Origin of the sequence: Mammaliicoccus sp. J-M41, from assembly GCF_022385935.1 — a bacterium.
GTDB classification, from domain to species: domain Bacteria; phylum Bacillota; class Bacilli; order Staphylococcales; family Staphylococcaceae; genus Mammaliicoccus; species Mammaliicoccus sciuri_A.
Window position 1 is genome coordinate 12,691 of sequence record NZ_JAJNIR010000010.1, and the last position, 25,164, is coordinate 37,854.

25 protein-coding genes are annotated in these 25,164 nt (G+C 32.3%); 7 read left to right on the forward strand and 18 right to left on the reverse strand.

The features are described from left to right. Nucleotides 1-133: 133 nt before the first annotated feature. Nucleotides 134-1,636: a peptide MFS transporter gene (locus LQ686_RS05630; protein ID WP_025905409.1), complete on the forward strand. Its 1,503-nt coding sequence runs from the start codon at nucleotides 134-136 to the stop codon at nucleotides 1,634-1,636. Between the two features lie 167 nt (nucleotides 1,637-1,803). Here LQ686_RS05630 and LQ686_RS05635 read toward each other — a convergent pair whose 3' ends face one another. From LQ686_RS05635 to LQ686_RS05660, 6 genes are all read right to left on the reverse strand, one after another. Then, on the reverse strand, nucleotides 1,804-2,385 hold the full coding sequence (locus tag LQ686_RS05635; protein ID WP_239733203.1) for a 5' nucleotidase, NT5C type: 582 nt from the start codon (nucleotides 2,383-2,385) through the stop codon (nucleotides 1,804-1,806). A gap of 64 nt (nucleotides 2,386-2,449) precedes the next feature. Further along, complete coding sequence (hisC, locus tag LQ686_RS05640; RefSeq protein ID WP_204192574.1) at nucleotides 2,450-3,517, reverse strand: histidinol-phosphate transaminase; 1,068 nt, start codon at nucleotides 3,515-3,517, stop codon at nucleotides 2,450-2,452. 102 nt (nucleotides 3,518-3,619) lie between these two features. After that, nucleotides 3,620-5,134 (reverse strand): ABC transporter permease/substrate-binding protein, encoded by a 1,515-nt coding sequence (locus LQ686_RS05645; RefSeq protein ID WP_239733204.1) that lies wholly within the window; start codon nucleotides 5,132-5,134, stop codon nucleotides 3,620-3,622. After that, nucleotides 5,131-6,093 (reverse strand): ABC transporter ATP-binding protein, encoded by a 963-nt coding sequence (locus tag LQ686_RS05650; RefSeq protein WP_025905405.1) that lies wholly within the window; start codon nucleotides 6,091-6,093, stop codon nucleotides 5,131-5,133. Before LQ686_RS05650 ends, LQ686_RS05645 begins: the two co-directional genes overlap by 4 nt. 88 nt (nucleotides 6,094-6,181) lie before the next feature. Continuing rightward, nucleotides 6,182-7,960, reverse strand: a complete 1,779-nt coding sequence (recQ, locus tag LQ686_RS05655; protein ID WP_025905404.1) for a DNA helicase RecQ — start codon at nucleotides 7,958-7,960, stop codon at nucleotides 6,182-6,184. A gap of 22 nt (nucleotides 7,961-7,982) precedes the next feature. Then, a complete protein-coding gene (locus LQ686_RS05660) occupies nucleotides 7,983-9,854 on the reverse strand; it encodes an ABC-F family ATP-binding cassette domain-containing protein (RefSeq protein ID WP_103362199.1) in 1,872 nt (623 codons plus the stop codon). Nucleotides 9,855-9,939: 85 nt separating this feature from the next. On the opposite strand from LQ686_RS05660, the gene LQ686_RS05665 reads away from it, so the two are divergent. After that, nucleotides 9,940-10,755: a ZIP family metal transporter gene (locus LQ686_RS05665; protein ID WP_103362198.1), complete on the forward strand. Its 816-nt coding sequence runs from the start codon at nucleotides 9,940-9,942 to the stop codon at nucleotides 10,753-10,755. 669 nt (nucleotides 10,756-11,424) lie between these two features. Here the strand turns inward: LQ686_RS05665 and ltaS are convergent. The 6 genes from ltaS to LQ686_RS05695 form a co-directional block, all read right to left on the reverse strand. Beyond that, entirely contained in the window at nucleotides 11,425-13,365 is a 1,941-nt protein-coding gene (ltaS, locus tag LQ686_RS05670) for a polyglycerol-phosphate lipoteichoic acid synthase LtaS (RefSeq protein WP_239733205.1), read from the reverse strand. A 200-nt stretch (nucleotides 13,366-13,565) separates the two neighbouring features. Further along, nucleotides 13,566-14,570 (reverse strand): 5-oxoprolinase subunit C family protein, encoded by a 1,005-nt coding sequence (locus LQ686_RS05675; protein ID WP_103362196.1) that lies wholly within the window; start codon nucleotides 14,568-14,570, stop codon nucleotides 13,566-13,568. After that, entirely contained in the window at nucleotides 14,561-15,262 is a 702-nt protein-coding gene (locus LQ686_RS05680) for a carboxyltransferase domain-containing protein (RefSeq protein ID WP_103362195.1), read from the reverse strand. The genes LQ686_RS05675 and LQ686_RS05680 overlap by 10 nt, the downstream gene beginning before the upstream one ends. Before the next feature lie 40 nt (nucleotides 15,263-15,302). Next, the gene (locus tag LQ686_RS05685; protein ID WP_025904760.1) at nucleotides 15,303-15,515 is read right to left on the reverse strand and encodes a hypothetical protein; all 213 of its coding nucleotides are present in this window, start codon (nucleotides 15,513-15,515) and stop codon (nucleotides 15,303-15,305) included. 61 nt (nucleotides 15,516-15,576) lie between these two features. Continuing rightward, nucleotides 15,577-17,325: a chorismate-binding protein gene (locus LQ686_RS05690; RefSeq protein ID WP_107565357.1), complete on the reverse strand. Its 1,749-nt coding sequence runs from the start codon at nucleotides 17,323-17,325 to the stop codon at nucleotides 15,577-15,579. Beyond that, on the reverse strand, nucleotides 17,303-17,905 hold the full coding sequence (locus tag LQ686_RS05695) for an anthranilate synthase component II (protein ID WP_103362193.1): 603 nt from the start codon (nucleotides 17,903-17,905) through the stop codon (nucleotides 17,303-17,305). Before LQ686_RS05695 ends, LQ686_RS05690 begins: the two co-directional genes overlap by 23 nt. Before the next feature lie 203 nt (nucleotides 17,906-18,108). Here LQ686_RS05695 and queC point away from each other — a divergent pair, with 203 nt between their 5' ends. Genes queC through queE form a run of 3 tightly spaced genes read left to right on the forward strand, consistent with a single transcriptional unit; the run spans nucleotide 18,109 to nucleotide 19,911 of the window. Then, entirely contained in the window at nucleotides 18,109-18,777 is a 669-nt protein-coding gene (gene queC, locus LQ686_RS05700) for a 7-cyano-7-deazaguanine synthase QueC (protein ID WP_058591634.1), read from the forward strand. Then, nucleotides 18,777-19,208 (forward strand): 6-carboxytetrahydropterin synthase QueD, encoded by a 432-nt coding sequence (gene queD / locus LQ686_RS05705; protein ID WP_025904756.1) that lies wholly within the window; start codon nucleotides 18,777-18,779, stop codon nucleotides 19,206-19,208. The genes queC and queD overlap by 1 nt, the downstream gene beginning before the upstream one ends. Then, nucleotides 19,201-19,911, forward strand: a complete 711-nt coding sequence (gene queE / locus LQ686_RS05710; protein ID WP_107565355.1) for a 7-carboxy-7-deazaguanine synthase QueE — start codon at nucleotides 19,201-19,203, stop codon at nucleotides 19,909-19,911. The genes queD and queE overlap by 8 nt, the downstream gene beginning before the upstream one ends. A gap of 96 nt (nucleotides 19,912-20,007) precedes the next feature. Here the strand turns inward: queE and LQ686_RS05715 are convergent, their stop codons facing one another. Then, nucleotides 20,008-20,676, reverse strand: coding sequence for a DUF1129 family protein (locus tag LQ686_RS05715; protein ID WP_158258735.1), 669 nt, complete (start codon nucleotides 20,674-20,676; stop codon nucleotides 20,008-20,010). Next, on the reverse strand, nucleotides 20,669-21,007 hold the full coding sequence (locus tag LQ686_RS05720) for a PadR family transcriptional regulator (protein ID WP_025904753.1): 339 nt from the start codon (nucleotides 21,005-21,007) through the stop codon (nucleotides 20,669-20,671). Before LQ686_RS05720 ends, LQ686_RS05715 begins: the two co-directional genes overlap by 8 nt. Nucleotides 21,008-21,192: 185 nt before the next feature. Here LQ686_RS05720 and LQ686_RS05725 point away from each other — a divergent pair, with 185 nt between their 5' ends. Next, nucleotides 21,193-21,834 carry a hypothetical protein gene (locus LQ686_RS05725; RefSeq protein WP_037589261.1) on the forward strand — a complete coding sequence of 214 codons (642 nt, stop codon included), beginning with the start codon at nucleotides 21,193-21,195 and terminating at the stop codon, nucleotides 21,832-21,834. A 51-nt stretch (nucleotides 21,835-21,885) separates the two neighbouring features. Then, nucleotides 21,886-22,134, forward strand: coding sequence for a GlsB/YeaQ/YmgE family stress response membrane protein (locus LQ686_RS05730; protein WP_025904751.1), 249 nt, complete (start codon nucleotides 21,886-21,888; stop codon nucleotides 22,132-22,134). A 55-nt stretch (nucleotides 22,135-22,189) separates the two neighbouring features. On the opposite strand, the gene LQ686_RS05735 is transcribed toward LQ686_RS05730, so the two are convergent. From LQ686_RS05735 to LQ686_RS05750, 4 genes are all read right to left on the reverse strand, one after another. After that, nucleotides 22,190-22,912, reverse strand: coding sequence for a YwiC-like family protein (locus LQ686_RS05735; protein WP_103362190.1), 723 nt, complete (start codon nucleotides 22,910-22,912; stop codon nucleotides 22,190-22,192). 85 nt (nucleotides 22,913-22,997) lie between these two features. Continuing rightward, nucleotides 22,998-23,825, reverse strand: a complete 828-nt coding sequence (locus LQ686_RS05740) for an aldo/keto reductase (protein ID WP_103362189.1) — start codon at nucleotides 23,823-23,825, stop codon at nucleotides 22,998-23,000. Nucleotides 23,826-23,838: 13 nt separating this feature from the next. Next, the gene (locus LQ686_RS05745; protein ID WP_151359446.1) at nucleotides 23,839-24,561 is read right to left on the reverse strand and encodes a pseudouridine synthase; all 723 of its coding nucleotides are present in this window, start codon (nucleotides 24,559-24,561) and stop codon (nucleotides 23,839-23,841) included. 285 nt (nucleotides 24,562-24,846) lie between these two features. Continuing rightward, a complete protein-coding gene (locus tag LQ686_RS05750) occupies nucleotides 24,847-25,164 on the reverse strand; it encodes a DUF3817 domain-containing protein (protein ID WP_025904747.1) in 318 nt (105 codons plus the stop codon).

A 25,164-nucleotide genomic window follows, 5' to 3' on the forward strand; every position in this document is an offset into this window, starting at 1 on the left:
ATATTAATTATTTTAGAATATTCACAATATTAGAACTTATTAAAATTTTATTGAATTTACTAACATATAGGGTTAAAATGTTCTTTAAACTTACCCGACAATCGGGGGAAGTTTAGAAAGGAAGCGATTTTTTATGGGCAAAATGACGCGAGAGGAAATGGTTGAAACTGTCCCTCAACATGGATTTTTTGGACATCCTCGCGGCTTAGGTATATTGTTCTTTGTAGAATTCTGGGAACGTTTTAGTTATTATGGAATGCGTGCAATTTTACTGTATTATTTATACTTTACTGTCAGCCAAGGCGGACTAGGTTTAGATAAAATTACAGCTCAACAAATTATGGCCATGTATGGTTCATTAATATTTATGACAGGTATATTAGGTGGTTGGGTAGCTGATAGATTACTCGGCTCTCGTAGATCATTAATGTACGGTGCAGTACTTATTATGCTAGGTCACTTAGTGTTATCTTTACCATTTGGTTTAGGTGCATTTCTTATTTCTATGATATTAATCATTGTAGGTTCGGGACTTATGAAACCTAACATTTCAAATGTTGTGGGTGGTTTATATCATAAGAATGATAATAGATTAGATGCAGGTTTTGTTATCTTTTATATGTCAGTTAATATGGGTGCTTTATTATCACCACTTATTATCGACAAAGTACGTGTAAGCGTTGGTTTCCACCAAGGATTCTCAATCGCAGCTTTCGGTATGCTTTTAGCTTTAGTAGCATACATTCTATTCCAAAAAAGAAGTCTTGGGGAAGTTGAAAATCATCCTTCTAACCCACTCAATCATAAAGAAAAAGTTAAATACGCTAAAATGTTTACATATAGTGCAATCGGTATTGTTATTCTTTTAGCTATTTTATATTTAACAGGTCATCTTACATTTAATTCAATCAGTTTAATTGTTTTAATTATCGGTATCGTTATACCATTTGTTTACTGGACAATTATGTATAGAAGCCCTGATATAGATCAAACAGAAAAATCAAGATTACTTGCGTATGTACCATTGTTCTTAGCTTCTGTTTTATTCTGGAGCATTCAAGAACAAGGATCAAACGTACTTGGTGTATTCGCGCAAGAACATACACAATTAGATTTAAATGCATATGGTATTAATTTCGTGATACCAGCAGGTTGGTTCCAATCTATTAACCCAATCTTCATCGTTCTATTTGCACCAGTTATTTCATTCTTGTGGCAAAAATTAGGTAAATACAATCCTTCTACTCCACTTAAATTTGTAATTGGTTTAGCATTCGCTGGTATTTCATTTATTGCTATGATGATTGCAATGATGATGCAACAAGCAGAACTGATGAATCCAATTTGGTTAGTACTCAGCTTCTTCCTTTGTGTTATAGGTGAATTATGTTTATCACCTACTGGATCAAGTGTTTCAGTTAAACTTGCACCAAAAGCCTTTTCAGCACAAATGCTTAGTCTTTGGTTCTTAACGAACGCAACAGCACAAGGTATTAACGGACAATTAGTTAAATTGATTGAGCCATTAGGTCAACAGAACTACTTTGGTTTAATCGGCGCAATCGCTATTGTCGTTTCGCTTATTGTATTATCAATGACACCAAAAATTAAAAAACTTATGCAAGGCATACATTAAAAAGGAGCAGGACAGAAATCTAATTTGTAAAAAAAGATTTCGTAGTCCCGCCCCGGCAAGGATGACTAGAGTTGGAAAAGCTTGGTACAAGCGCATTTCAATTCAGTCATCTACTGCCAAGATACTAAAAAAGACTGAGACATTACATTATGTCCCAGTCTTTTACTTTATTTATATGATTCTGATAAAGATTCTTGTTGTTTATTATATTCCCCGTTTTCACCTAAGAAATATGCTTCTACTTCTTTCCAGTTTTGAACTTTTGGCCATTTATCAATATCAATATTATGATCTGCTGCATACATAATTGAATGATTATTGAAGCTTTCAAGTTGTTTAGGATTATCATCAATTAAATAATCTGTGTTGACGATACCTTTATCTCCACAAAATACAAAGTGTTGAGGGTCTAAGAATGGCATATATTCTCTTAGCCAAGCATATTTATCAGCAAATGATGTTGGTACGTCCATTGCTGCTGTAACAATATAAACGTCATAGTATTCATTTAACTTCTGTACAACTTCTACAGCGTCTGGAAATACTTCTAAGTCTCTAAAAAATCCATCTTCTCTTAAAATACTTGTCAAAATACCTTGATGTTCAGGCATCATATTACGGATTTTTGTACCTTTAAGTTCTTCCATAGTAACATTAGAAGAAGTTTCTTCATTGTAACGTCTTAAAAGTTTTTTTATTGTGTCAGCTAGCACTTCATCCATATCGATACCAATTGTTTGCTTCGTCATTATACCTTCTCCTTTATATATCAATGTCTACTAGTATACCAAAGAACGTATTGCCTTTCCTTTATTACGAACTGTGTGTTTTAAAGAATTCTTCTAATACTTGTATCATCTTATCGTTATGTTCACTAAAGCCCATCGTAATACGCACACCATTTGGGAATGGTCTTGTAATAAAGCCTTCTTTTATTAAATAATCATATAATACTTGAGGTTCGTCTGTATTAACGTATATAAAGTTCGTTTGGCTATCGTAAATATGTTCTTTAAAAGGTGCATTTAAGAATTTTTCAATTTCATGACGATTCTTTGTTGTAATGTCTTTTAAGTAAGCTTGATCTTTAATCGCGGCATCTGCTGCAACAGCTGAAAGTGACGTTACATTGAATGGTAATCTGACAATATCTAATTGGTCTAATAATGATTCATTCGCGATTGCATAGCCAATACGTTGTGCTGCTAATCCATACGCTTTAGAAAGTGTACGTAAGACAACGACTTGATTATATTTTGAAAGCAATTCTAAGCTATTTGGCATGTCTTTAGCAACAGCAAATTCAATATATGCTTCATCGATTAAAACGATAATATCATCTGGTACTTTTTGAATAAATGCTTCTATAGCATCATGAGGTAAATATGTGCCTGTTGGGTTATTCGGATTACAAATCCAAATCAGTTTCGTTTTATCTGTAATTTGTTCATACATTGCATCTAAATCAAAATATCCATCTTTAATCGGTGTTGTTTTAACTTGGGCACTTTCAATAATAGCATGATGTCTATACTGTCCAAATGTCATGTCACTCGTTAAAATTTCATCATCTTTTTCAAGAACTGCTCTTGAAATAATCATAATCACTTCATCTAAACCTGAACCAAAGAATATTTGTTCTTTCTTCACATTGAGAAATGTACTTAATGTTTCTTTCACTTCAAATTGTTTTACTTCTGGATAGTAAAATAATTCATCTAAATTAGCTTTGATTGCTTCTTTAACATTTGGTGAAGGACCATATAAATTCTCATTTGAAGCAAGTTTGACCATGTCTCCATCTATGCCGTACTTTTCTTTTAATTGTCTCGGAGATAACCCCGGTTGGTATGCTTGTAATTCACTTAATTGTTGCTTCATTTTTAGACCTCCAAGTTGAAATATAAAAACGGTAAACCGAAATTTACCGTTTGTTAATTTATTAGTATTATAGACCTAATCATTTTCATAAATCAATGGTATTTAATCAATCAAGTCATTCTTCTGTAAATATTCTTTCGCGACTTGATAAGCATCTTCATCCTTGATCGTAACTCTATAATTCATTTCTTGCATTTCTTCATCAGATATTTTGCCTTTTAATTTATTCATAGCTTTCACCACATCTGGATGCTCTTTAATTGTTTCTTTTTTCATAAGTGGTGCACCTTGGTATGGTGGGAATAATTTTTTGTCGTCTTCTAAGACAACCATGCCATATTCTTTAAGCTCAGCATCTGTTGAATATGCATCAATTAAATCAATATCATTACTTTCAAGCGCTTGATATCTTAATTTAGGTTCCATTGTTTTAACATCTTTAAAGTTTAAATCATATTTCTTTTGAATACCTTTGTAACCATCTTCGCGGTCATTAAACTCTAAAGTGAAACCAGGTCGAATTTCATCTTCAACCTTACTTAAATCTGAAATAGTTTTAATATTATGTTTTTCAGCATATTCTTTTTTAACTGCTAAAGCATACGTATTATTATATTTCATCGGTTCAAGCAATTGCATATCAAACTTTTTATCAAGACTATTATTAGCTTGATTATATACTTCTTGCTCTGTTGTTGATTTCGGTGTTTCTTTTGTTAATTCACCAAGAACTGTACCTGTAAACTCTAAATATCCATCTATTTCGTCAGACTTTAATGCATTAAATAGGAAAGAAGTCTTACCCATACCTGCTTTAACTTCAACAGTGTTGTCAGTTTCTTCTTCAATTAAAATCTTATACATATTTGTGATAACTTCTGGTTCAGATCCTAGTTTACCTGCTAAAGTAATTTTATCACCTTTTTGAGCAAATAAAGGTATCGTCACAGATAATAAGAATATAACTAATATTGTTCCAAGAATAATTAAAGATTTTTTGTATGAAATTCTTTCTAAAATTCTTAAAAATACATCAAAGAAAATCGCTAAAATAGCTGCAGGAATCGCACCTAGTAATATAAGAGATGTATTATTTCGATCAATACCTAATAATATTAAATCCCCTAGACCACCAGCACCAATTAAAGCTGCTAATGTTGCTGTACCAATAATTAATACCATAGCTGTTCGAATACCAGCCATCATAACTGGCATTGCAAGTGGTAACTCAACTTTAGACAATCTTCTACCAGTCTTCATACCTATACCACGTGCCGCTTCAATTAACGAAGGGTCTACTTCTTTAATACCGGTATATGTATTCCTTAATATCGGTAATAACGCGTATATAACAAGTGCAATAATTGCCGGTATACGTCCTATACCAAATAGCGGAATCATTAAACCTAGTAAAGCAAGAGATGGTATTGTTTGTAAAACAGCTGCGATGTTAATAATAACTTCGGCTAGCTTTTTAGTCTTTGTCAGTAATATACCTAACGGAACTGCGATGACGACTGCGATTAAAAGTGCAATAAATGATAATTGAATATGTTCAATTAACGTTTCTAAAAGTTGCCCTTTACGGCTTGAAAGTGTTTCGATTAATGTATTCATGAAGAAACACCTCTATTCTTTTCAGCTAAATAACTAAACACATATTGTCTTGTCACAATATGGCTAGGTGCTGTATTTTCTGAATCCATCACAATCGCTTCGTGTTCTGCCAATAATCCATATATGTCATCAATTGTTTGATCTGGTGACACTTTAGGATATTGATCAATAGATTGTGTATTTACGTCTGAAATTGGTTGCGCAATATCACCGAGCTTCACTTGCTTCAATACATGCGCATCCACATTACCAATAAATGATTTTACGAAATCATTTTTAGGGCGATGAATAAAGTCTTCTGTCGTTCCAATTTGCTCCACATGTCCTTGATTCAATAAACAAATACGGTCTCCCATTTTCATCGCTTCTTCAATATCATGCGTTACAAAGACGATTGTTTTTTTAATTTGCGATTGAAGTTCAAGTAAATCATCTTGTAGATTCTTTCTACTAATTGGATCTAGTGCACTAAATGGTTCATCCATTAAGACAACTGGCGGATCGGAAGCAAGTGCTCGAATAACGCCAATACGTTGTTGTTGTCCACCAGATAACTCACTTGGATATCTATCTCGATATGTTTCAGGATCTAAACCAACCATAGTGAGCAATTCATCGACTCTATTAGCAATATCTTTCTTTTTCCATTTCTTCATTTCTGGTACTTGCGCGATATTTTCTTTAATCGTCATATGCGGGAATAGTGCAATTTGTTGGAGTACATATCCAATATCCCATCGCATCTCCGCAACATCATAATCACTTATTGGTTTATCGTTAAAATATATAAACCCTTCTGATAAAGGTATTAGCCTGTTAATCATTTTAAGTGTTGTAGTCTTTCCACACCCAGAAGGTCCTATAAGTACAAAGAATTCACCTTCATTAATATTAAAACTTACATTGTCTACTGCTTTCTTATCCCCGTATATCTTTGAAACAGCTTCAAACTTAATCATTAATAGACACCACATTCCTCTTTTTTATCAGTGCTAGAATTTCTTCTATATTATTTACCCTAATTTCACAATAAAATGCCTATTCTTCTTAAATGGGTTGTTTATAATTTTTAATGGTTTCAATAAATATCGGACAATAGTGTTTCAATTTATAACTACCAATACCGTCTATTAAAATCATTTCTTTTTTAGATTCAGGTAATCGTTTAGCAAATTGCTCTAAAATTTGGTCAGAGAATATAGAAAGTGGTGAAACTTCTAATTCTTTACTTAAATCTTTTCTAACTTCTATTAATCGATCAAATAAAGATCTATCAACATCTGTAATTGTTTGGATATCAACGATTTCTTTCGGCTTAGATTTAAATGGTGTAGTCATAATTTCAACTTTTCCACGCAATACATCCATTGCATCTTGGTCAACACTTAATATTTCTTTATGTTCATTTAAATAGCCTTTATAACGCAATTCATCTAGTAAATGATGACATTCATTCGTCGTATAATCTTTTAAAATGCCATAAGTACTGAGTTCATCATATCCTAAAGATGTTATTTGAGGTGTTTGTTCACCTCTTAATACTTGAATAATCATATTACGTTTTTCTTTTTGTTTTAACCTTGCGATACAACTTAATATTTTTTGTGCTTCAGTTGTCATGTTATAGGATTTTTCTGATTGTAAACAACTAGAGCATCTGCCACACTCTTCTAATTTTTCATCAGGATTAAAGTAATGAATCATCATCGCTTCTAAACATTTAGTCGTCTTCGTATATTGAATCATTTGTCGAAGCTTTTCGCCTTGCTTTTCTTTGTATTCATCATCTGCAGAACTTGAAGAAATGAAGAATTTTTGAAGGTCTATATCACGGTCTGAGAATAATAAGATACATTCACTGTCTAACTGATCACGACCAGCACGACCAGCCTCTTGATAATATGATTCGATATCTTGAGGCATATTATAATGAATCACGAATCTAACATTTGATTTATCAATCCCCATACCAAAAGCATTTGTTGCGATTGCTAATTTGATATCATCTTCAATAAATTTACGTTGTGCACGTTCTCTTTCATCTTTTGGTAAGCCAGCATGATACATCACATTCTTAATTTCTAAATCATCAAATGTTTCACTTAATTGTTCAACTTGTTTTCTAGTAGAACAATAAATAATACCTGATTGATGAATATTTTTCTTCACATAATCTTTAACAAAATTAAGTCTCTGATATGTATTGTTCACTTTAAACGTTAAATTCTCACGTTTAATAGACGTTTCAACAATATCACTTTCAGCAATACCTAATTTTTGAGAAATATCTTCTTGTACTTCTTTAGTAGCTGTTGCTGTTAATGCCACCAATCTAAAATGATGAGGCAAGCTCATAACATGTGTAATCACTTCTTGATAACTTGGTCTAAAATCATGTCCCCACTTCGAAATACAATGTGCTTCATCAAATGCGATAAGCTGTACATTACATTTGTTCAACATTTGTATAAACTGTGGTTGATTAAATCTTTCAGGTGCAATATATAGAAATTTCAACTGTCCTGAGACAAGTTCATTCTCTACTCTTTTTTTCTCTTTAGCTGTTAAAGTACTGTTTAAAAATTCAGCTTTGATACCCATCGATCTCAAGCTATCAACTTGGTCTTTCATTAATGAAATCAATGGACTAATTACAATCGTTAATCCATCTAAATATAGACCTGGTACTTGATAACAAATCGATTTACCGCCACCTGTTGGCATAACACCTAAAGTGGGACGATGATCAATAACTTTATCAATAATTTCTTTCTGTCCATCTCTAAATTGTTGATATCCGAAATACTCTTTTAAAATATTTTGCATCTATATATACACCTCTATACGCTTATAATCTGTCTGATAAGGATGACCAACGCATATAATCTTCTTCATATTGCGTTTCAATTGATGTCTTTTCATTTGCGAGTTCATTTAATTTTTCATAATTTGTAGCATGTTCAACCATTTCTTGGTCAATTTCTTCTAATCTTGTTTCTATATATTCGATATTTTTCTCGAGTTGTTCTAGTTCACGCTTTTCTTTGAACGATAATCTTGCTGAAGTCTTAGGTTTCGTTTCTGTTTTTTGAACTTCTTTATGTTGCTGTGTTGCTTTTTTCTCAAGCTCTCTTTTATATTCTAAATAGTCTTCAAATGTACCTAGCATAGGTTCGATTTGTTGATCATGTATATACCAATATTTATTGGCCACTTTATTTAAGAAATATCTATCATGACTTACCGTTATAACCGTTCCACCAAACTCATTAATATAAGCTTCTAATATTGTTAAAGTTTCAGTGTCTAAATCATTTGTAGGCTCATCAAGAATTAATACATTCGGTTCGTGAACTAATAATTTTAATAAATATAAACGTTTTTGTTCTCCACCTGATAATTTATTAATTTGCGTGCCATGCGTTTGACTTGGGAAAAGAAATCTTTCTAACAGCTGCGTAACAGATACAACTGTGCCATCTTTTTCTTTAGCAACTTCACTTTCTTCTCTTAAATAATCAATCATTCTCTTATCTGAAGTTAAACTTTCATCTTGCTGTTTAAAATAAGCAATTTTTACAGTTTGACCAGTAATGAGATTACCTTCAAAAGTTTGATCTAACCCACTAATAATATTGAGTAATGTTGTTTTACCTGCACCGTTTTCTCCAACAATACCAATTCTATCGCCTTTTTGAATAATCGTTGTAAAGTGTTCAAATAACTTTCTATCTCCAACAGATTTAGAAATATCGTCTAACTCAAATACTTGTTTACCAAGGCGAGAATGCGCTAAATTCAAACTTGCTTCACCTTGTGTTTTTCTATTTGATAAATCTTCTTCTAACGTATTAAACCTTTGGATTCTTGCTTGTTGTTTCGTTGATCTAGCTTTAGCACCTTGTCTCATCCAATTCAATTCTTGTTTATACAGCGCTTTCTTTTTAACATGTTGTTGTGCTTCAATTTCTTCTTTTTCAGCTCTTGCTTCAATATACGCTTCATAATTACCTGGATAACTTGTGAGTTTACCATTTGAAAGTTCAACAATTCTTGTAGAAACTTGATTTAAGAAATGACGATCATGTGTAACAAACATGATTGTGTGGGGGTATTGTTTAATATAGTTAACGAGCCATTCAATTCCTTCAATGTCCAAATGGTTTGTCGGTTCATCTAATAATAATAAATCTGGTTTACGTATTAATTCTTTTGCTAATGCAACTCTTTTTTTCTGTCCACCACTTAATGTAGCTATTTTTTTAAGATAGTCATTTATACCTAGTTTTGATAGAATAGTTTTAACGTCTGCACTGTAATCCCATGCATTTAATCGATCCATATCAGATTGATATTTCATCATAAGATCTAAATCCTTAGATTCACCCGTCTGTTGATATTGATTTAAAGCATTTTCATATTTAGAAATCACTTTCGTCATTTCAGTTTCGTTATTTAATACTTCATCGATTACAGTTAAAGATTCATCAAGTTCAGGCTTTTGGCTTGCATATGCAATTTGGTATTGGTTAGGATAAGATGTCTTCGCATCATAATCATCATCAATATTTGCAATAACTTTAAGCAAAGTACTTTTCCCTGTTCCATTGATTCCAACTAAACCAATGCGTTCTTTGTAAGAAATGGATAAATCTAAATCATCAAAAATAATTTTGTCACCATATTGCTTATTAAGTTTTTCAATTTTATATGCTTCCATGAATTAACATCCTTTAGTATTCTCAGTTTTCAATTAATATATTATACACTTTTTTTCACACAAAAGATATGAAGGAGCAAAAACTATGCAACAGATTTTTACAGAACTACCACCATACTTGCAAGCATTATTCGCAGGTATCATCACATGGTTGCTAACAGCATTCGGTGCATCGTTCGTTTACTTGTTCAAAAATATAGACACAAAAGTTATCAATACAATGCAAGGATTCGCTGCAGGCGTCATGATTGCAGCTAGTTTTTGGTCTTTATTACAACCTTCTATAGAACAAAGTTCACATTTAGCAATGCCTTGGTTACCAGCAGCAATCGGCTTTCTTTTAGGCGGATTGTTTATTAGACTATTAGACTTTGTCATACCACACGCACACCAAAACGCAGTTGATAAAAGTCAGCGAGTAGAAGGACCAGATACTAAATTAGGCAAAAACACTTTGCTATTTTTAGCAATCACATTGCATAACATTCCTGAAGGTATGGCTATCGGTGTTGCTTTCGGTGGTGTAGCAACTGGAAATGAAGGCGCAACATTATTAGGCGCACTCGGCTTAGCAATCGGTATCGGTATACAAAACATTCCTGAAGGCGCAGCACTCTCGATGCCAATCCGTGCATCAGGTTTATCAAGATGGAAGTCATTTAACTATGGTCAAGCTTCAGCTTTAGTTGAACCTGTATTCGCAATGTTAGGCGCATTACTAGTTGTCATCGCGACACCAGTTTTACCATATGCATTAGCATTCGCAGCCGGCGCAATGATATTTGTCGTTGTAGAAGAACTCATCCCCGAATCACAGTCAGGTAACAACACTGACTTAGCAACATTAGGATTAATGGGTGGCTTCACAATAATGATGATACTAGACGTTGCTTTAGGTTAGATAGAATAGAAATCCCAATCGTGAGGACGATTGGGATTTTTTTCATTGTTTAATGTGTTGGTGAGTGGGGGTTGAGGGAGATGTGGGAGATGTGGGGGTTGGGGATGGTAATGATATTGGGGATTTTGGGGATGTCGATGTTTTTGGGAATGTCGTGGCTTAAGTTGGAGTTAAGCTATGACTTGGACGTTCTCTTGGCTTTATTAGGAAGTTAAGCTACGACTTGCGCTATCTCTTGGCTTTATGCAGGACTTAAGCTATGACTTGGACCATCTCTTAGCTTTATTAGAAAGTTAAGCTATGACTTGAGCGATTTCTTGGCTTTATTTAGAAGTTAAGCTACGACTTGCGCTATCTCTTGGCTTAAGTTAGGAGTTAAGCTACGACTTGCGCTACCTCTTGGCTTAAGTTGGAGTTAAGCCATGACTTGGATATTTTTTAATTAATCAAAAGTGTTCATTCTTAAATAATTATATAATTTTTGAAAAGATGTGAGTTTACTACAACTTTAACTCACATCTTTACCCTATATCTTGCATCACCCACATCATCTTCTATCTCATAATCCATATTAAAAAGTACTTTTCCTAGTCACACCCCACAACCCCCATTCCCAACAAAAAAAGTACCACAAAATCTCATGATTTTGTGGTACTCATCGACTCATAATTATTTTTCTTGATAGCCGTTACCGGATTTGTATTCATAGTTTGATGGCTTAACTTTCTTGAAGTCAGGGTTATCATAGAATCTGAATAAGTCTCCGTGTAATAACTGGTCTGATAATTCGAGTCCTTTTTCGACGTTATTTTTATTTTCTTCTAAATCTTTAGGTTTCGTCTTCATAGGTTTATTAGTCTTATTGTCGTACACAGTGCTACCGATTGATTTATATTCTGGCGTTATAAAGTCACCATTTCTAAATGCAACTGTTTGATCGTGTCCTTTAGCTAATAAGTCTGTACCAAACATAATGTAGTTGTTTGATTTAATACCTAATACGTCTAATAATGTAGGCATTACATCAGTTTGGCCACCGTATGTTTCATCGACACCACCTTTAAGACCTGGTACTTTCATAAAGAATGGTGTTCTGTTTAAGTCCATGAATTTAGCTGGTGTGATTTCATCTTCACCAAGTAAATTAGCCATTGCTTTATTATGGTTTTCAGAAATACCATAGTGGTCTCCGTAAATGATGATTACTGAATCATCATATAAACCTTCTTTTTTAAGTTCTGTCATGAATTTTTCTAATGATTCATCTAGATAACGAGCTGTTTGAATGTATCCATCTAGTGTTGCACTACCTGTATCTGGTTTCTCTATCGTTGCGTCTTCTTTACTCAATGTGAATGGGTAATGGTTAGTCAACGTAATTAAATGAGAATAGAATGGTTCTTTTTGTTCTTTTAGATGTGCAATGGATTCATCAAAGAATACTTCATCTTTTAAGCCTAAGTTCTCAAGATTTTTTTGTTGCATATCATAATAAGTTGCATCATAGAACTTATCTACACCAAAATGTTTGTACACTTGATCTCTGTTCCAGAATGTTTTGTAATCACCATGCATAACCGATGTTTCATAGCCGCCTTGTTGATTTAAAATTGCTGGTAGTGATTGATAAGTGTTGTCACCTTTTAATGAGAATGCTGAACCTTGTGGTAAACCGAAAATACTATTATCCATCGTTAATTCTGAATCGGCTGTTTTACCTTGTCCCGTTTGATGGAAGAAGTTTGGATAGTATTTGTAACCTTTATCACCTTTTGCTAAAGAGTTTAAATAAGGTGTTACTTCTTCACCATTAACTTTGAAGTTAATTAAGAAAGATTGGAAACTTTCTAAGTGAATTTTAATAACGTTCTTGTCTTTAGCGATACCGAATGTTTCTTTGTTAGGTTCTTGATACTTCTGTTTTGTATAATTTTTAACTTGTGTTAAATCATCTTCACTTGCTAATGCTTTTTGTGAATTATTTTGAATCGTTTTAACCCCGTCATAAACTGTAAAGTTATAAGGTCCTAAATATTTAACTAAATATTTATGGTCAAATGTACGTGTTAATAATTCTGGTCTGTCTGACTCAGCAAATGCTAAGTTTAAGAAAAATAGTGCTACAGCTACACCCATAACAACTGGGACAAATTTCTTAGGAAATGCTTTAACTGATAAATTATTTCTCTTAAAGATCAACACAAATAAGAAAATAATCGTATCTGTGAAATATATAAAATCGTACCAAGAGAATGAACTATATACTGCACCAGACATTGATTCTACGTTACTTACTTGATTCAAAGTACTAAATGTTAAGAAATCTGAAAAGAATCTAAAGTACACGACGTTCGCATATAGTAAGAACGATAATACAAATCCAGCGATAAAAATAAACCAGAACGACTTTCTTCCCTTAAAGAATAAGAATACACTCAATATTAGCGCAATCAAGCTGTATGGGTTCATTAATAAAATTAAATTCTGTACGAGTCCCTTAACCCCGAGTGACAAATCTACATAATAGGCAAAATAAGTCTTTAGTGAAATTGCTAAAATCGTTAGCAAGAAGAAAGTAAAGACGCCTATCTTCCTATTTTTAGTTTTCATACCGTTCCTCCGTATCTCAACTCATATCAATTTTCATTATTATTTCATTACATATTATTGAAGGTTGTAATATTCTTGTAATATTTAATGTACAGTATTATAATTTATACTATTTTACAATAAATTTCAACTAAAAACCTAAAATACAAATAAGAAATGTGTAAAAAGTGCACACAATAGACACAATTCACACATGGAAATTACTTGTTTAATTCTTCATTTAATTTATATCTGATGCCGTTTTTTATTTGCTTAACGAATTGAGCATGCTTTCTCATATTGCGTTCCGCTTCTTGTATTGTTAATTTCTTAAAGATGAGTTTTGAACCTTGCTTTTTTTGTGCTAATTTATCGATATGATAAGAAGCAATTGTTCCAATTTGAGGATAGCTCGATAATGATTGATGATCATTCAACATTACGACCGGTTGGTTCCCTTCATTTAATAGAACTGTTCCTTTTTTAACACTTAAAAATGACTGATCGACAATTCTACGATTAATAACGGAGTTCCCTTCTAATGTTAATCCTGTTCGATTAAAGCGATTAGATACTTTATAAACTTGACTCTCTAGATGCTTGATTTCCGCTTCATTAAAGTGCGTCATACCTTCTCCCGATATAACATGGAATATATCTGTTAAATAATTTAACGCTAATGTATATTGATCAACACCCCATGAAGCTGTTTTGCTATCTTCTAGGTTTTCAAATAGCTTTTTTTGTAATGGTGTGTAGTTACGGCACATTTCAATTTCATCGCCTGCTTGTAAAGTACGACCGTGGCAGCCACCCATTTCTAAACGGATACTTGTAGATTTTGAACCTAACCATTCTTCAGCAACAATACCACCTGCAATTGCTAAATAACCTCTCGTACCTTTAGATGCTTCACCAAACTTTAATACTTCACCTTTGTCCATTAAATGAATTTTATATGGAGCTATTTTCTTACCATCTACAAATGCTGGGAAGTTAGCTCCCGTAAATGCGATTAAAGTTGGTTCTGTAAATTGGATAGACGGCAACTTAATCGTCATTTCAATTAAAGCTTCGCCTTCTTCATTACCTACAAGCATATTAGCGAGTCTATGGTTTAATTGATCGATTGAGCCATTTTTAACAATGCCAATATGTTGTTGTTTTTGCCTTCCTAAATCTTGAATCGAAGAGTATAGTCCAGCTTCTCGAATAATTAATGACATGGCTTATACCCTCCATCCTTGCTTTGTAGTTGATCTACAATATTTAAGATGACATCATCACCAAAATTAAGCTTACAAATATTATTTTGTCTATCGTATATTTCAACATTCGTCCAACCAATGACTGGCCATTCACCACTTGTATCAGTTGTCGTAATAAATAATTTATCTCTTTCGATACACAATGATCCTTTAGGGATAAATTGTTTGAACTGTGCATTACCTGAATGCAATCGATGACTTAAACCAGATAAATAAGGACATCCTGGAGTATGACCAATCATTGAAACAAAATACGTTCTAGATTCTAACACTTGTCTTTGTTCTTCTTCAGACAAGTCCGTTAACGTATCGAAATCTGGACCATATTCGCCACCTACAACGACATCTATCATAATCGATTCCTTTGTAACTTCTCTATCATTAATGTCTTGCTTTTTCTGATAAATAATACGTTCTACAAATTCAGTCATATATTTAAATGGCTCATTGATATTATGATTCATCATCATGCTATAAGGATGATACACAACCATTAAACTATTTTCACTAGGTATAACCTCATCTATAAAAGGCATATCTTGACTTAATATTTCTAATCTAAATTCATTAATTTCATGCGTTAGCTGTCTCGAAGGTTCACGATCGCTCATTACAGTTAATGCAGAATCGCCCTTAGGATATATGCGCATTTAAGACACCTCATTCTATTCTGCTATATATAAAGCATCATTATTTACGATAAAATACATCTGTTAAATCAATAAATACATGTGTTAATTGATTTACAAATAAGCCTACAAAAACAATTGCAACGGCAAATCCAATATATAAATACGCAAAACTTTGCTTATTTTTTTCTTTTCTCAATTCACTTAAAACGATGCGCTTTAAGTAAAATGCTATAACAATCACTATTACTAAATATAATAATGTTAAGAACATCTATTTTCACCCGTCCTTATATGATGTTTACTATTTTACTATTTGTATCTATATATTACCATCATAATTTTAAATCTATTTTTGTCCATTCTCGCAAACTGTTAATCATGTAAATTTCACAATTTGAACTTTCGATATCTTTGATTAACTTTTCCACAGTAATATTTTTTTCTTCGATAAGGTTATCTTTTAATAACGCTTGCCTCATACAACCATTTAAAAATTGCCCATGATATGGAGGTGTGATATATGCATCACCTATTTTAATAACGACATTACCAATATCAAATTCTGTTATTTCATTTTCTTCATTATAATACAATATGACATCTGTATCATGATTATGTTGAAAATGCTGGCGTTCAGTTGTTTTGTGTATCGTATATATAGAAGAAACTGGTGTACTCGGTAACAACTGAGCGGTTAAAGGTTGAGTTGAATCAACTATTGGTGAAGTTTCAATATTAAATGTACCATCCGAATTTAATTCAACTCTTATTTTATATGTGCCATCTACATAAGTATTAACCATATCATTAAGCATAGTATCCCATTCATCTTTATTAAATCGAATATTTAACGTTTTAGCACTTGTAGAAATTCTGTTCGTATGTTCGTGACGTCTTTGGACTATTCCATTTTCTAATCTCATCGTTTCAATAAGATTTACATGTCTGCTTTCTAATATTTTAGATTTCATTTTGAATTCCTCAATTTCAGCTTCAGCAATTGAATCTATTGTGATACCAGCTCCAACACCATAAACTGCTCTTTCTGAATTTGAATGTATCGTTCTAATTGGAACATTAAAAATCATTCTGTTATCAGGTAACAACAAACCTATCGTTCCACAATAAATACCTCTTGGTCTATTCTCTAATCGTTTGATAATGGCCATCGTTGATTCTTTTGGTGCACCCGTTATCGAGCCACATGGGAACAGCGCTTGAAGTAGTTTAAATAATGAATATTGTGCTTTCAATTGACTTCGAATCGTACTGGTCATTTGATATACCGTTTGATAAGGTTCGATTTTAAATAAATCAATTGCATTAACCGTACCAACTTCAGAAATTTTACTTAAATCATTTCTAAGCAAATCTACAATCATAACATTTTCTGCTCTATCTTTTTGAGAATGCTTCAGTCGTTCATAATTTGCTTGATCTTCTGCTTTATGATTCCCTCTCGAAATTGTACCTTTCATAGGTTTCGTTAATACTGTATTTGGCATTTGTTGATAAGGACCATATTGAAAGAAAAGTTCTGGAGAAATCGATATAATCGTTTCATCTTCAAGCTCAATATATGCTTGATAATCTCCATTAGCATCCTCTGTGAGTGATTGATAATAGTCATAACCATGACGAATCGGTTCTGATTCAAGTTGTGTCGTATAATTAACTTGATACGTATTTCCAAGTCTGATTTCATCTTGAATAGCATGTATATTGTTTGCTAAACGTTCATCTGAATCTGTTCTTCGCCATTCAATATGTTCATTAATATATGTATGATGCGTTTTATCATTAAAGTGTGAGACGGGTTGTTCGAATACTTGAATACTCCCATAATGCTGAGACGCTTTATAAACATTTAACGCTGTATCAAAAGCTCCTGCACTTTCATATGGTAAAGTCATGACAACATAGTATCCTTCTTTTTGATAGCGCTCCGCTTCATGCACAAGCTCTGATACTTCTACAATCGTTCTCGCATATTTAATGACAATTGGATTCTCAAATTTATAATCTAATTTCTCTTCTATTTGACTGTCTGAAATATACTTAAATTGTATATGCGTCTTCAATCTCTACACCTGCCTTTACTAAGAAATTCGCAATTTGTTCTAATCCATATTCACTTAATATTGCTTCCGGATGATACTGAACCGCTTCAATAGGTAAATGTTGATGTCGTATAGCCATCGGAATACCTTCTTCTAACCATGCTGAAACCGTAAATCCTTCAGGTATATAGTGTTTGTCAGCAATTAAAGAATGATATCTCGCGACTTCAAATGATTCAGGCAATCCTTCATAAATACCTTCCCCATCATGTTTAATCGTTGCTGTATGCCCATGTACCGGACGTGGACCTTTTACGACTTTACCACCAAAAGTAGATATCAATAATTGGAAACCAAGACATACACCTAATATGGGTATATCTGTATAAATAGATTGAAGAAACGCCTTTAACTGTACATAATCATCTGGATGACCAGGGCCAGGTGAAATGATCATAGCATCTGGATTGATTGCACGTACAACATCACAAGTTGCCTCTTCAGATTTCAATATTTTTATTTGTTCATTTTTCGTCAGTATATTAATATACTCGATAATGTTATATGTAAAAGAATCGTGGTTATCTATCATTATAATCATATGTTTATTCGCTCTTCTTTCGTTAATTTCATGTCAATCATACCATATACTAAACTTGCTTTTACAATTTGATTATATTATCATTTGTATATTCAATAAACTAAGAGGTTACTAGCTTACACCCTCTATAAAAAACTAGACACCTACGTCTACCTTTTTATAGAAGGCAGGCTTTTTTTATGCCTTTATAAAGGAGAGACACTATGTCAGAAACATTAAAAAATGAAAAAGCAGTTGTTGTGTTCAGTGGCGGACAAGATAGTACAACATGCTTATTCTATGCGAAAAAACATTTTAAAGAAGTAGAATTAGTGACGTTTCAATATGGCCAACGCCATGATTTAGAAATTAAAGTTGCTGAAGATATCGCTAAAGAACAAGGATTAAAGCATCATATTCTAGATATGTCATTACTTTCACAACTATCCCCTAACGCACTAACAGACCATTCAATGCAAATAGAAAATGATGAAAACGGCATACCTAATACATTTGTGCCAGCACGTAATTTGCTATTCTTATCATTTGCCGGTGCATTAGCGTACCAAATTGGTGCTAAACATATTATTACAGGTGTTTGCGAAACAGACTTTAGCGGGTATCCAGATTGTAGAGATAGCTTTATTAAATCTATGAACTTGTCACTTAACTTATCAATGGATAAAGATTTCGTCATTCATACACCGCTCATGTGGTTGAATAAAAAAGAAACTTGGGCACTAAGTGATCAATTAGGTGCATTAGACTATGTTAGAGAAAAAACATTAACATGTTATAACGGTGTGATGAGTGATGGTTGCGGTGAATGTCCTGCTTGTAAATTAAGAAAACAAGGATTAGACCAATACCTAGAAACGAAAGGAAGTTTATAATGTTACAACAAATCTATCCGAGCGTTCAACACCCTTATGCTTTCGAACTAAATAAAGACTTTAATTTTTCAAGTGCACATTATATTCCACATGAAGAAGCTGGTAAATGTATGAACGTACATGGACACACATATTTTGTAAATTTAACAATTGCTGGCGACGAATTAGATAAAATGGGATTTTTAGTGAACTTTAGCGAATTAAAATCATTAATTCATAAACGTTATGACCATCAACTTTTAAATGACTTTGAAGAATTTAAAAATTATAGTCCTTCAACTGAACAAGTTGCTCAAACTATTTATAATATCGTTCAAGCATCTCTAGATAAGCGCGATAATCAACCTAAGTGTGTACAAGTATTTGTGAGAGAAACACCTACAAGTTACGTCGTTTATCGTCCAACTAAGAAAGGTGACAACAATGCCTAAAATACCAGTGTTAGAAATCTTCGGTCCAACGATTCAAGGTGAAGGTGCAGTCATTGGTCAAAAAACGATGTTTGTTAGAACAAGTGGTTGTGATTATAGATGTAGTTGGTGCGATTCAAGTTTTACATGGGATGGCTCTGCTAAAGATGATATCCGATTACTTGAACCAGAAGATATTATTTCAGAATTAGATCAACTCGCTCCAAATAAATATCAACACGTTACGATATCAGGTGGTAACCCTGCTCTGATTAAAAATATCGGACCTTTTGTAGAAGCACTTAAAGCAAAAAATATAAAGACCGCACTTGAAACTCAAGGCTCTAAATTCCAAGAATGGATGACACTAATCGATGACTTAACGATTAGTCCTAAGCCACCAAGTTCAGGTATGAAACCTAATTTAACAATACTAGATGAAGTTATCGCACAATGTGTGGAAGAAAGTCTTTCTCTTAAAGTTGTGATTTTTGACGAAGCAGACTATCAATTTGCTAAAGATATACACAAACGATATCCTTCTATCCCGTTCTATTTACAAGTAGGTAATCCATATCTAGACGATAGCGTTTCAAACCATACTGAAAAATTACTCGAAAAATATGAACAACTGATCGATAAAGTAATGAATGATACTTTAAATGATATTTTTGTTCTACCACAGCTACATACACTGTTATGGAGCAATAAAAAAGGTGTTTAATATTTCCTAGGAAATAGCATACACAGTATAAAATAAGCACATCACTAACTTGAAAATGCTCATTAAGTGATGTGCTTATTTATTTTGGTCTATTATTTATACAGCTTTTGGCTGTCTTTTCATAACTTTATATATAACATAAATCGCAATCCCTAATATTAGGAATATCCACCAAGGAATATAAACTTTCATCATATCTTTAAATACAAGATTAGGTACTAATATTAGAATTGCTGGAATAACACCAACTAATAGTCCAGCATATGCTGATTCTTTTATTTTCTTATATTTAGATTTATCAAAGATATATCTTTGGATAATATTGAATAATGCTTTAACAATAAAGAATCCACCTATTGGTACAATAAGTAATAGGAAAAGTGTAGATATAAGTGGTGTCTTATAATCAACAAATATACCTACTATACCTGTAATAACAAAATACACACTATAGAAGTACGCTACACCCATTCCTACCATTTTTAAAATTGCTTTATTGGATTCATTCGGTAATTCATTTAATATATCATCGGCATGACCTTTAACATCATGACTGAAAAATTCAATTGCAGTAGTACCATTCGAAACAGCTTCTAATAAATGATCAAGAACATCCATTAATATGACTTCTGATTCATGTTCATTTACGCGCAAGTCTGTTCTAACATATAACAAGAAATCTTCATAAACTTCTAAATCCGTTTCATTTAGCTGCTTTCTCTTCTCGTTGTTTTCTTTGATGAGTTGTTTAGTAGTTCTAGACATCTTCATTGCTCCCTTTTAACAATTTAGTAATAGGATCTTTAATTTCAAGCCATTCTTTTCGTACGATTTCTAATTCTTCGCGACCTTTATCTGTAATATAATAATATTTTCTTTTAGGTCCTTGTTCACTATGCTTAAACTCACTATAAATAAAATCCTTCTTTAATAATCTAAGTAAAATAGGATATATGGTTCCTTCACTTACATCGGTAAATTGATGTTCATTTAATTTGCGAGATAATTCATAACCGTATACTGGTTGAGATTGTATTATAGATAAAATACAAGCATCTAATAACCCTTTTCTCATCTGTGTCTTAATTGTCGACATCTTAATAACCTCTTCCAATTTTTACAGCTATTTTGTATTACAAGATAGCTTACTTTTATACTATTAAAGTTTCATTCTTTTGTCAAAGGGTCTTTAAATTTTTTTACAAAACATATATTTAGTGATTATATGTTTAGAAATTGTTATAATTCTTAGATGAGACTATTTTAAGGTAGGAGACAGATATGGCATTCCTCGTTTCAATTAATATCATTCTGTGTATCGTCTTGATGTCATATAACTTTGTAGTAATGAATAAGAAATCGCGTATCAATCATTACGCTATTTCAATCACAATTGCTTTGAATGGTTTAATATCCTTTATAATCATCAAAGAAATCAACTTCATCACGATTGCAGTAACGACTATGTTACTTATATGGGCATTTTTACATACATGGATTCAAATTAAATACGTTCCAAACTACATTGAAAATCAATATTTCGTACTTTATATCATTACGATTGTATTTAGTATGTCTTTAAACATTGTTTACTTAGATAGTACACTTTCAATTTATCAATCTGTACCTTATTTAGGTGTCAGTTTATTTATATTTGGACAAATCATTGCTTATTTATCGTTATTCACAGAACCTATTGAATCAGACGGTAAAAGGCTCGCAAAAATTTACCAAAATGGTATATATCGATACTTTATTCATCCACGTTTAGTTGGTGAGATATTATCGATTGTGGCGTTAATATGTATGATTGTCCTTACGCCCCATTGGTTTCTATTAATACCAGTGTTCCTTTTTTATATTATGTTTATTTTATGGCAAAAGTTATTCAAAACTTCTTATTATGTTTCACATAGTGAATAACAGGGTACTTAAATATAGAAATAAGAAATATAAATAAGGAGGTACACTCAAATGGGCTTTATATTAATGTTAATCGTAGGTGGCCTAATAGGTTGGCTAGCAGGTGTTATATTAGGTAAAGATATACCTGGCGGCATAGTCGGTAATATTATTGCCGGTTTAATTGGTTCAGCGATTGGTGGTTCTTTACTTGGAGACCTAGGTCCAGTATGGGGTGGAGTCGCAATCATACCAGCACTAATCGGTTCAATTATTTTAATTCTTGTATTATCATTTATTTTGAAATTAATCAAAAAATAATTAATCTTCAATTAATAGATAAAGTTAAAGCAACCATCTGCGGATGGTTGCTTTTTTAATGTAAAAATATCGATCCAACTACTAATACAAATACTGAATTAGCTATTTCAATTAAGCCTACATGCATAATTTTTATTTTCTTACCATATAAAACGATTGATCGTATTAAACTCGGTATATACATCAACATAACTAATGGATGTATAAAGAAACCTACAACAACTATACATAAATGATAAATCCAAGATGACCATTTATATTTTACAGATTTTTTCTCTCTAATCATCGTCTTAACGTATAAAATTGTACCAAAGAAATATAAGAAACTTAAAATAAAGACTGGTAACCAAGATTCCACATCTGTTATAGATACATTTAATAACGCGCTGATCACACCAAATAAACAGAATATCAAGACAGCTATTAAATCATTAGTAAATGCCCTTTCATTTTTCTTTTTAGCAAAATAGGCATTTAATAGTGATAAAGGTACCAGCAGTAGAAAAATCCATATCGTAACGGGTTTATGTAATACGATTGGTACAAAAGATATGACGACAATCAAAGCAAATATGCCTGCCGTATAAATATAACCTATTATTTTCTTCCTTTTCTTTAAGTAGAAGAAAATTTGGTCACTCATGAAATAAGATGCCAGTACACCTAAATACAATAATAAATGAAAGTATGTAAAACCAGTTGCTGCAATTCCGAATGCGATTGGTAGTACAATCATTGACCATACACCATGTTGATTTGGTTTTTTAAATTTAAACAAATAAAACACCTCCACAGTTTTATTTTACTAAAAGATGCATATGAAATACATCTTAATTCAAACAAATCAGTGAAGGTTCTATATTTTACTTCATATCTCCAATTTTAACTTCATCTGGATCTCTAAATTGTCGTTCATCTGTATTTAATTGGTCGATTTTGGCTAAATCTTCATCACTCAATTCAAAATCAAATACATCAAAATTCTCTCTGATTCTATTATCATTTTGAGATTTTGGAATAACGAGTCTACCTTGTTGTAAATGCCATTTAATAATAACTTGGGCAACAGTCTTATTATACTGATCTGCTATACTTTGTAAATCTGCGTTATTTAACCATTCGCCACCTCTCATTAGTGGACTCCACGCCATTAATTTAATACCTTTACTTTCGCAATATGCTTGTAATGCTTTTTGATTAAATAACGGATGAAACTCAACTTGGTTAACTGCAGGGACAACTTCAGTTTCAGCTAATAATTGATCTAAATGATGTTCTTTAAAATTACATACACCAATTGCTTTAATTTTTCCTTCTTTATATAACGTTTCTAATGCTTTATACGTCTCAATAAACAATCCATCTTCAGGACATGGCCAATGAATTAAATACATATCGATATACGTAAGTTGCAATGATTCTAATGAGTCATTAAACGCTTTAATAGTTGCATCATACCCTTGGAAGTCATTCCATAATTTAGTTGTAATAAATAAATCTTCTCGCTTAATATTGACTGTTTTTAAAGCTTCGCCTAATGCTTTTTCATTTTTATAAAACCAAGCTGTATCTATCGCACGATATCCTGCATCAATTGCAGTGTGGATTACTCTCTCAACATCAGCATCTTCAATTTTGTATACGCCTAAACCTAATTCTGGTATCTCTACATTATTATTTAATTTAACCATTTTATTATCCCCTTTATTTAGATGTCATACGGTCTCTTTTAGGTGTATAAGCGAGCGAACGTTTCAGTTCTTCAAATTCTTCTTTCGTTAAATCACGCCATTCACCATATTTAATACCATCAAGCTTAATGTTCATAATGCGAATTCTTTTTAATTTTTTTACATTATATCCTAACGTTTCACACATACGTCTAATTTGACGATTCAAACCTTGTGTTAAAACAATCTTAAATGTTCTATCATTAATTTGCGATACTTTCGCTGGAAGTGTCTTTTGATTTAAAATTTCAACACCTTCAGACATTTGCTTTAAGAAGTCTTTCGTTAAAGGTTTATCTACTGAAACGACATATTCTTTTTCATGATGATTTTCAGCACGCAAGATTTCATTAACGATATCCCCATCACTAGTAAGGAGTAATAATCCTTCTGAATCTTTATCTAATCTACCAATATGAAAAATTCTTTCATGGTGATTGACGTAGTCTACAACATTACCTTTAACATGTCTCTCAGTAGTAGATGTAATACCACGCGGTTTATTAAGTGCTATATAAACATAACCTTTATCAATTGTAATGACTTCACCATCAACTTTCACAACATCCGTACTTTCAACTTGAGACCCTAGTGTCGCATATTCGTCATTAATTTGAACGCGATTAGCACTTATCCATTTATCAGCACCTCTCCTCGAACATATACCAGCTTCACTTAGAAATTTATTAATTCTCATAAAAATGGTTCCTCTCTCAATCTATCTACTATATTCCCTATTTTACATGATGATCTTCATTAAAACAAAACAGTATGTGTCTATTTTGGACTTCTGACGACATTTGTATGGGCTGCCTTAGTTACACTTCGACCGACTTTTGTTACTAACGGCCGCCTTAGTTACACTTCTCCAGACTTTTGTTACTATGGGTGCTCTTAGTTACACTTCTCCAGACTTTTGTAATTAATACAATAAAAAAAGGGCACAGGATCCAAATATTTGTCCCATGCTCTTCGTATCAATTTATGATTGTGTTATCTTTTCATAAGATTTGCCATTTATAAAGAAATGATCAAATATAAATGTTCCAAAAGGAATAAAAGCTGTTATAAAAGCAATGACTGGCCACTTTATATGAATTCTAACAATCAGTGCCATTACTAATATCATAATGACATACATTGAAAATAATCCACCATGTATCATGCCCAATACTGAAACTACATTTGGATTACTCAACATATACTTGATAGGCATTGCTATAAATACTAATAACAGTAATGATCCACCTTCTAAATATCCTGTAAACCTAAATAATGATGTTAATGTAGTTTTGCTCAC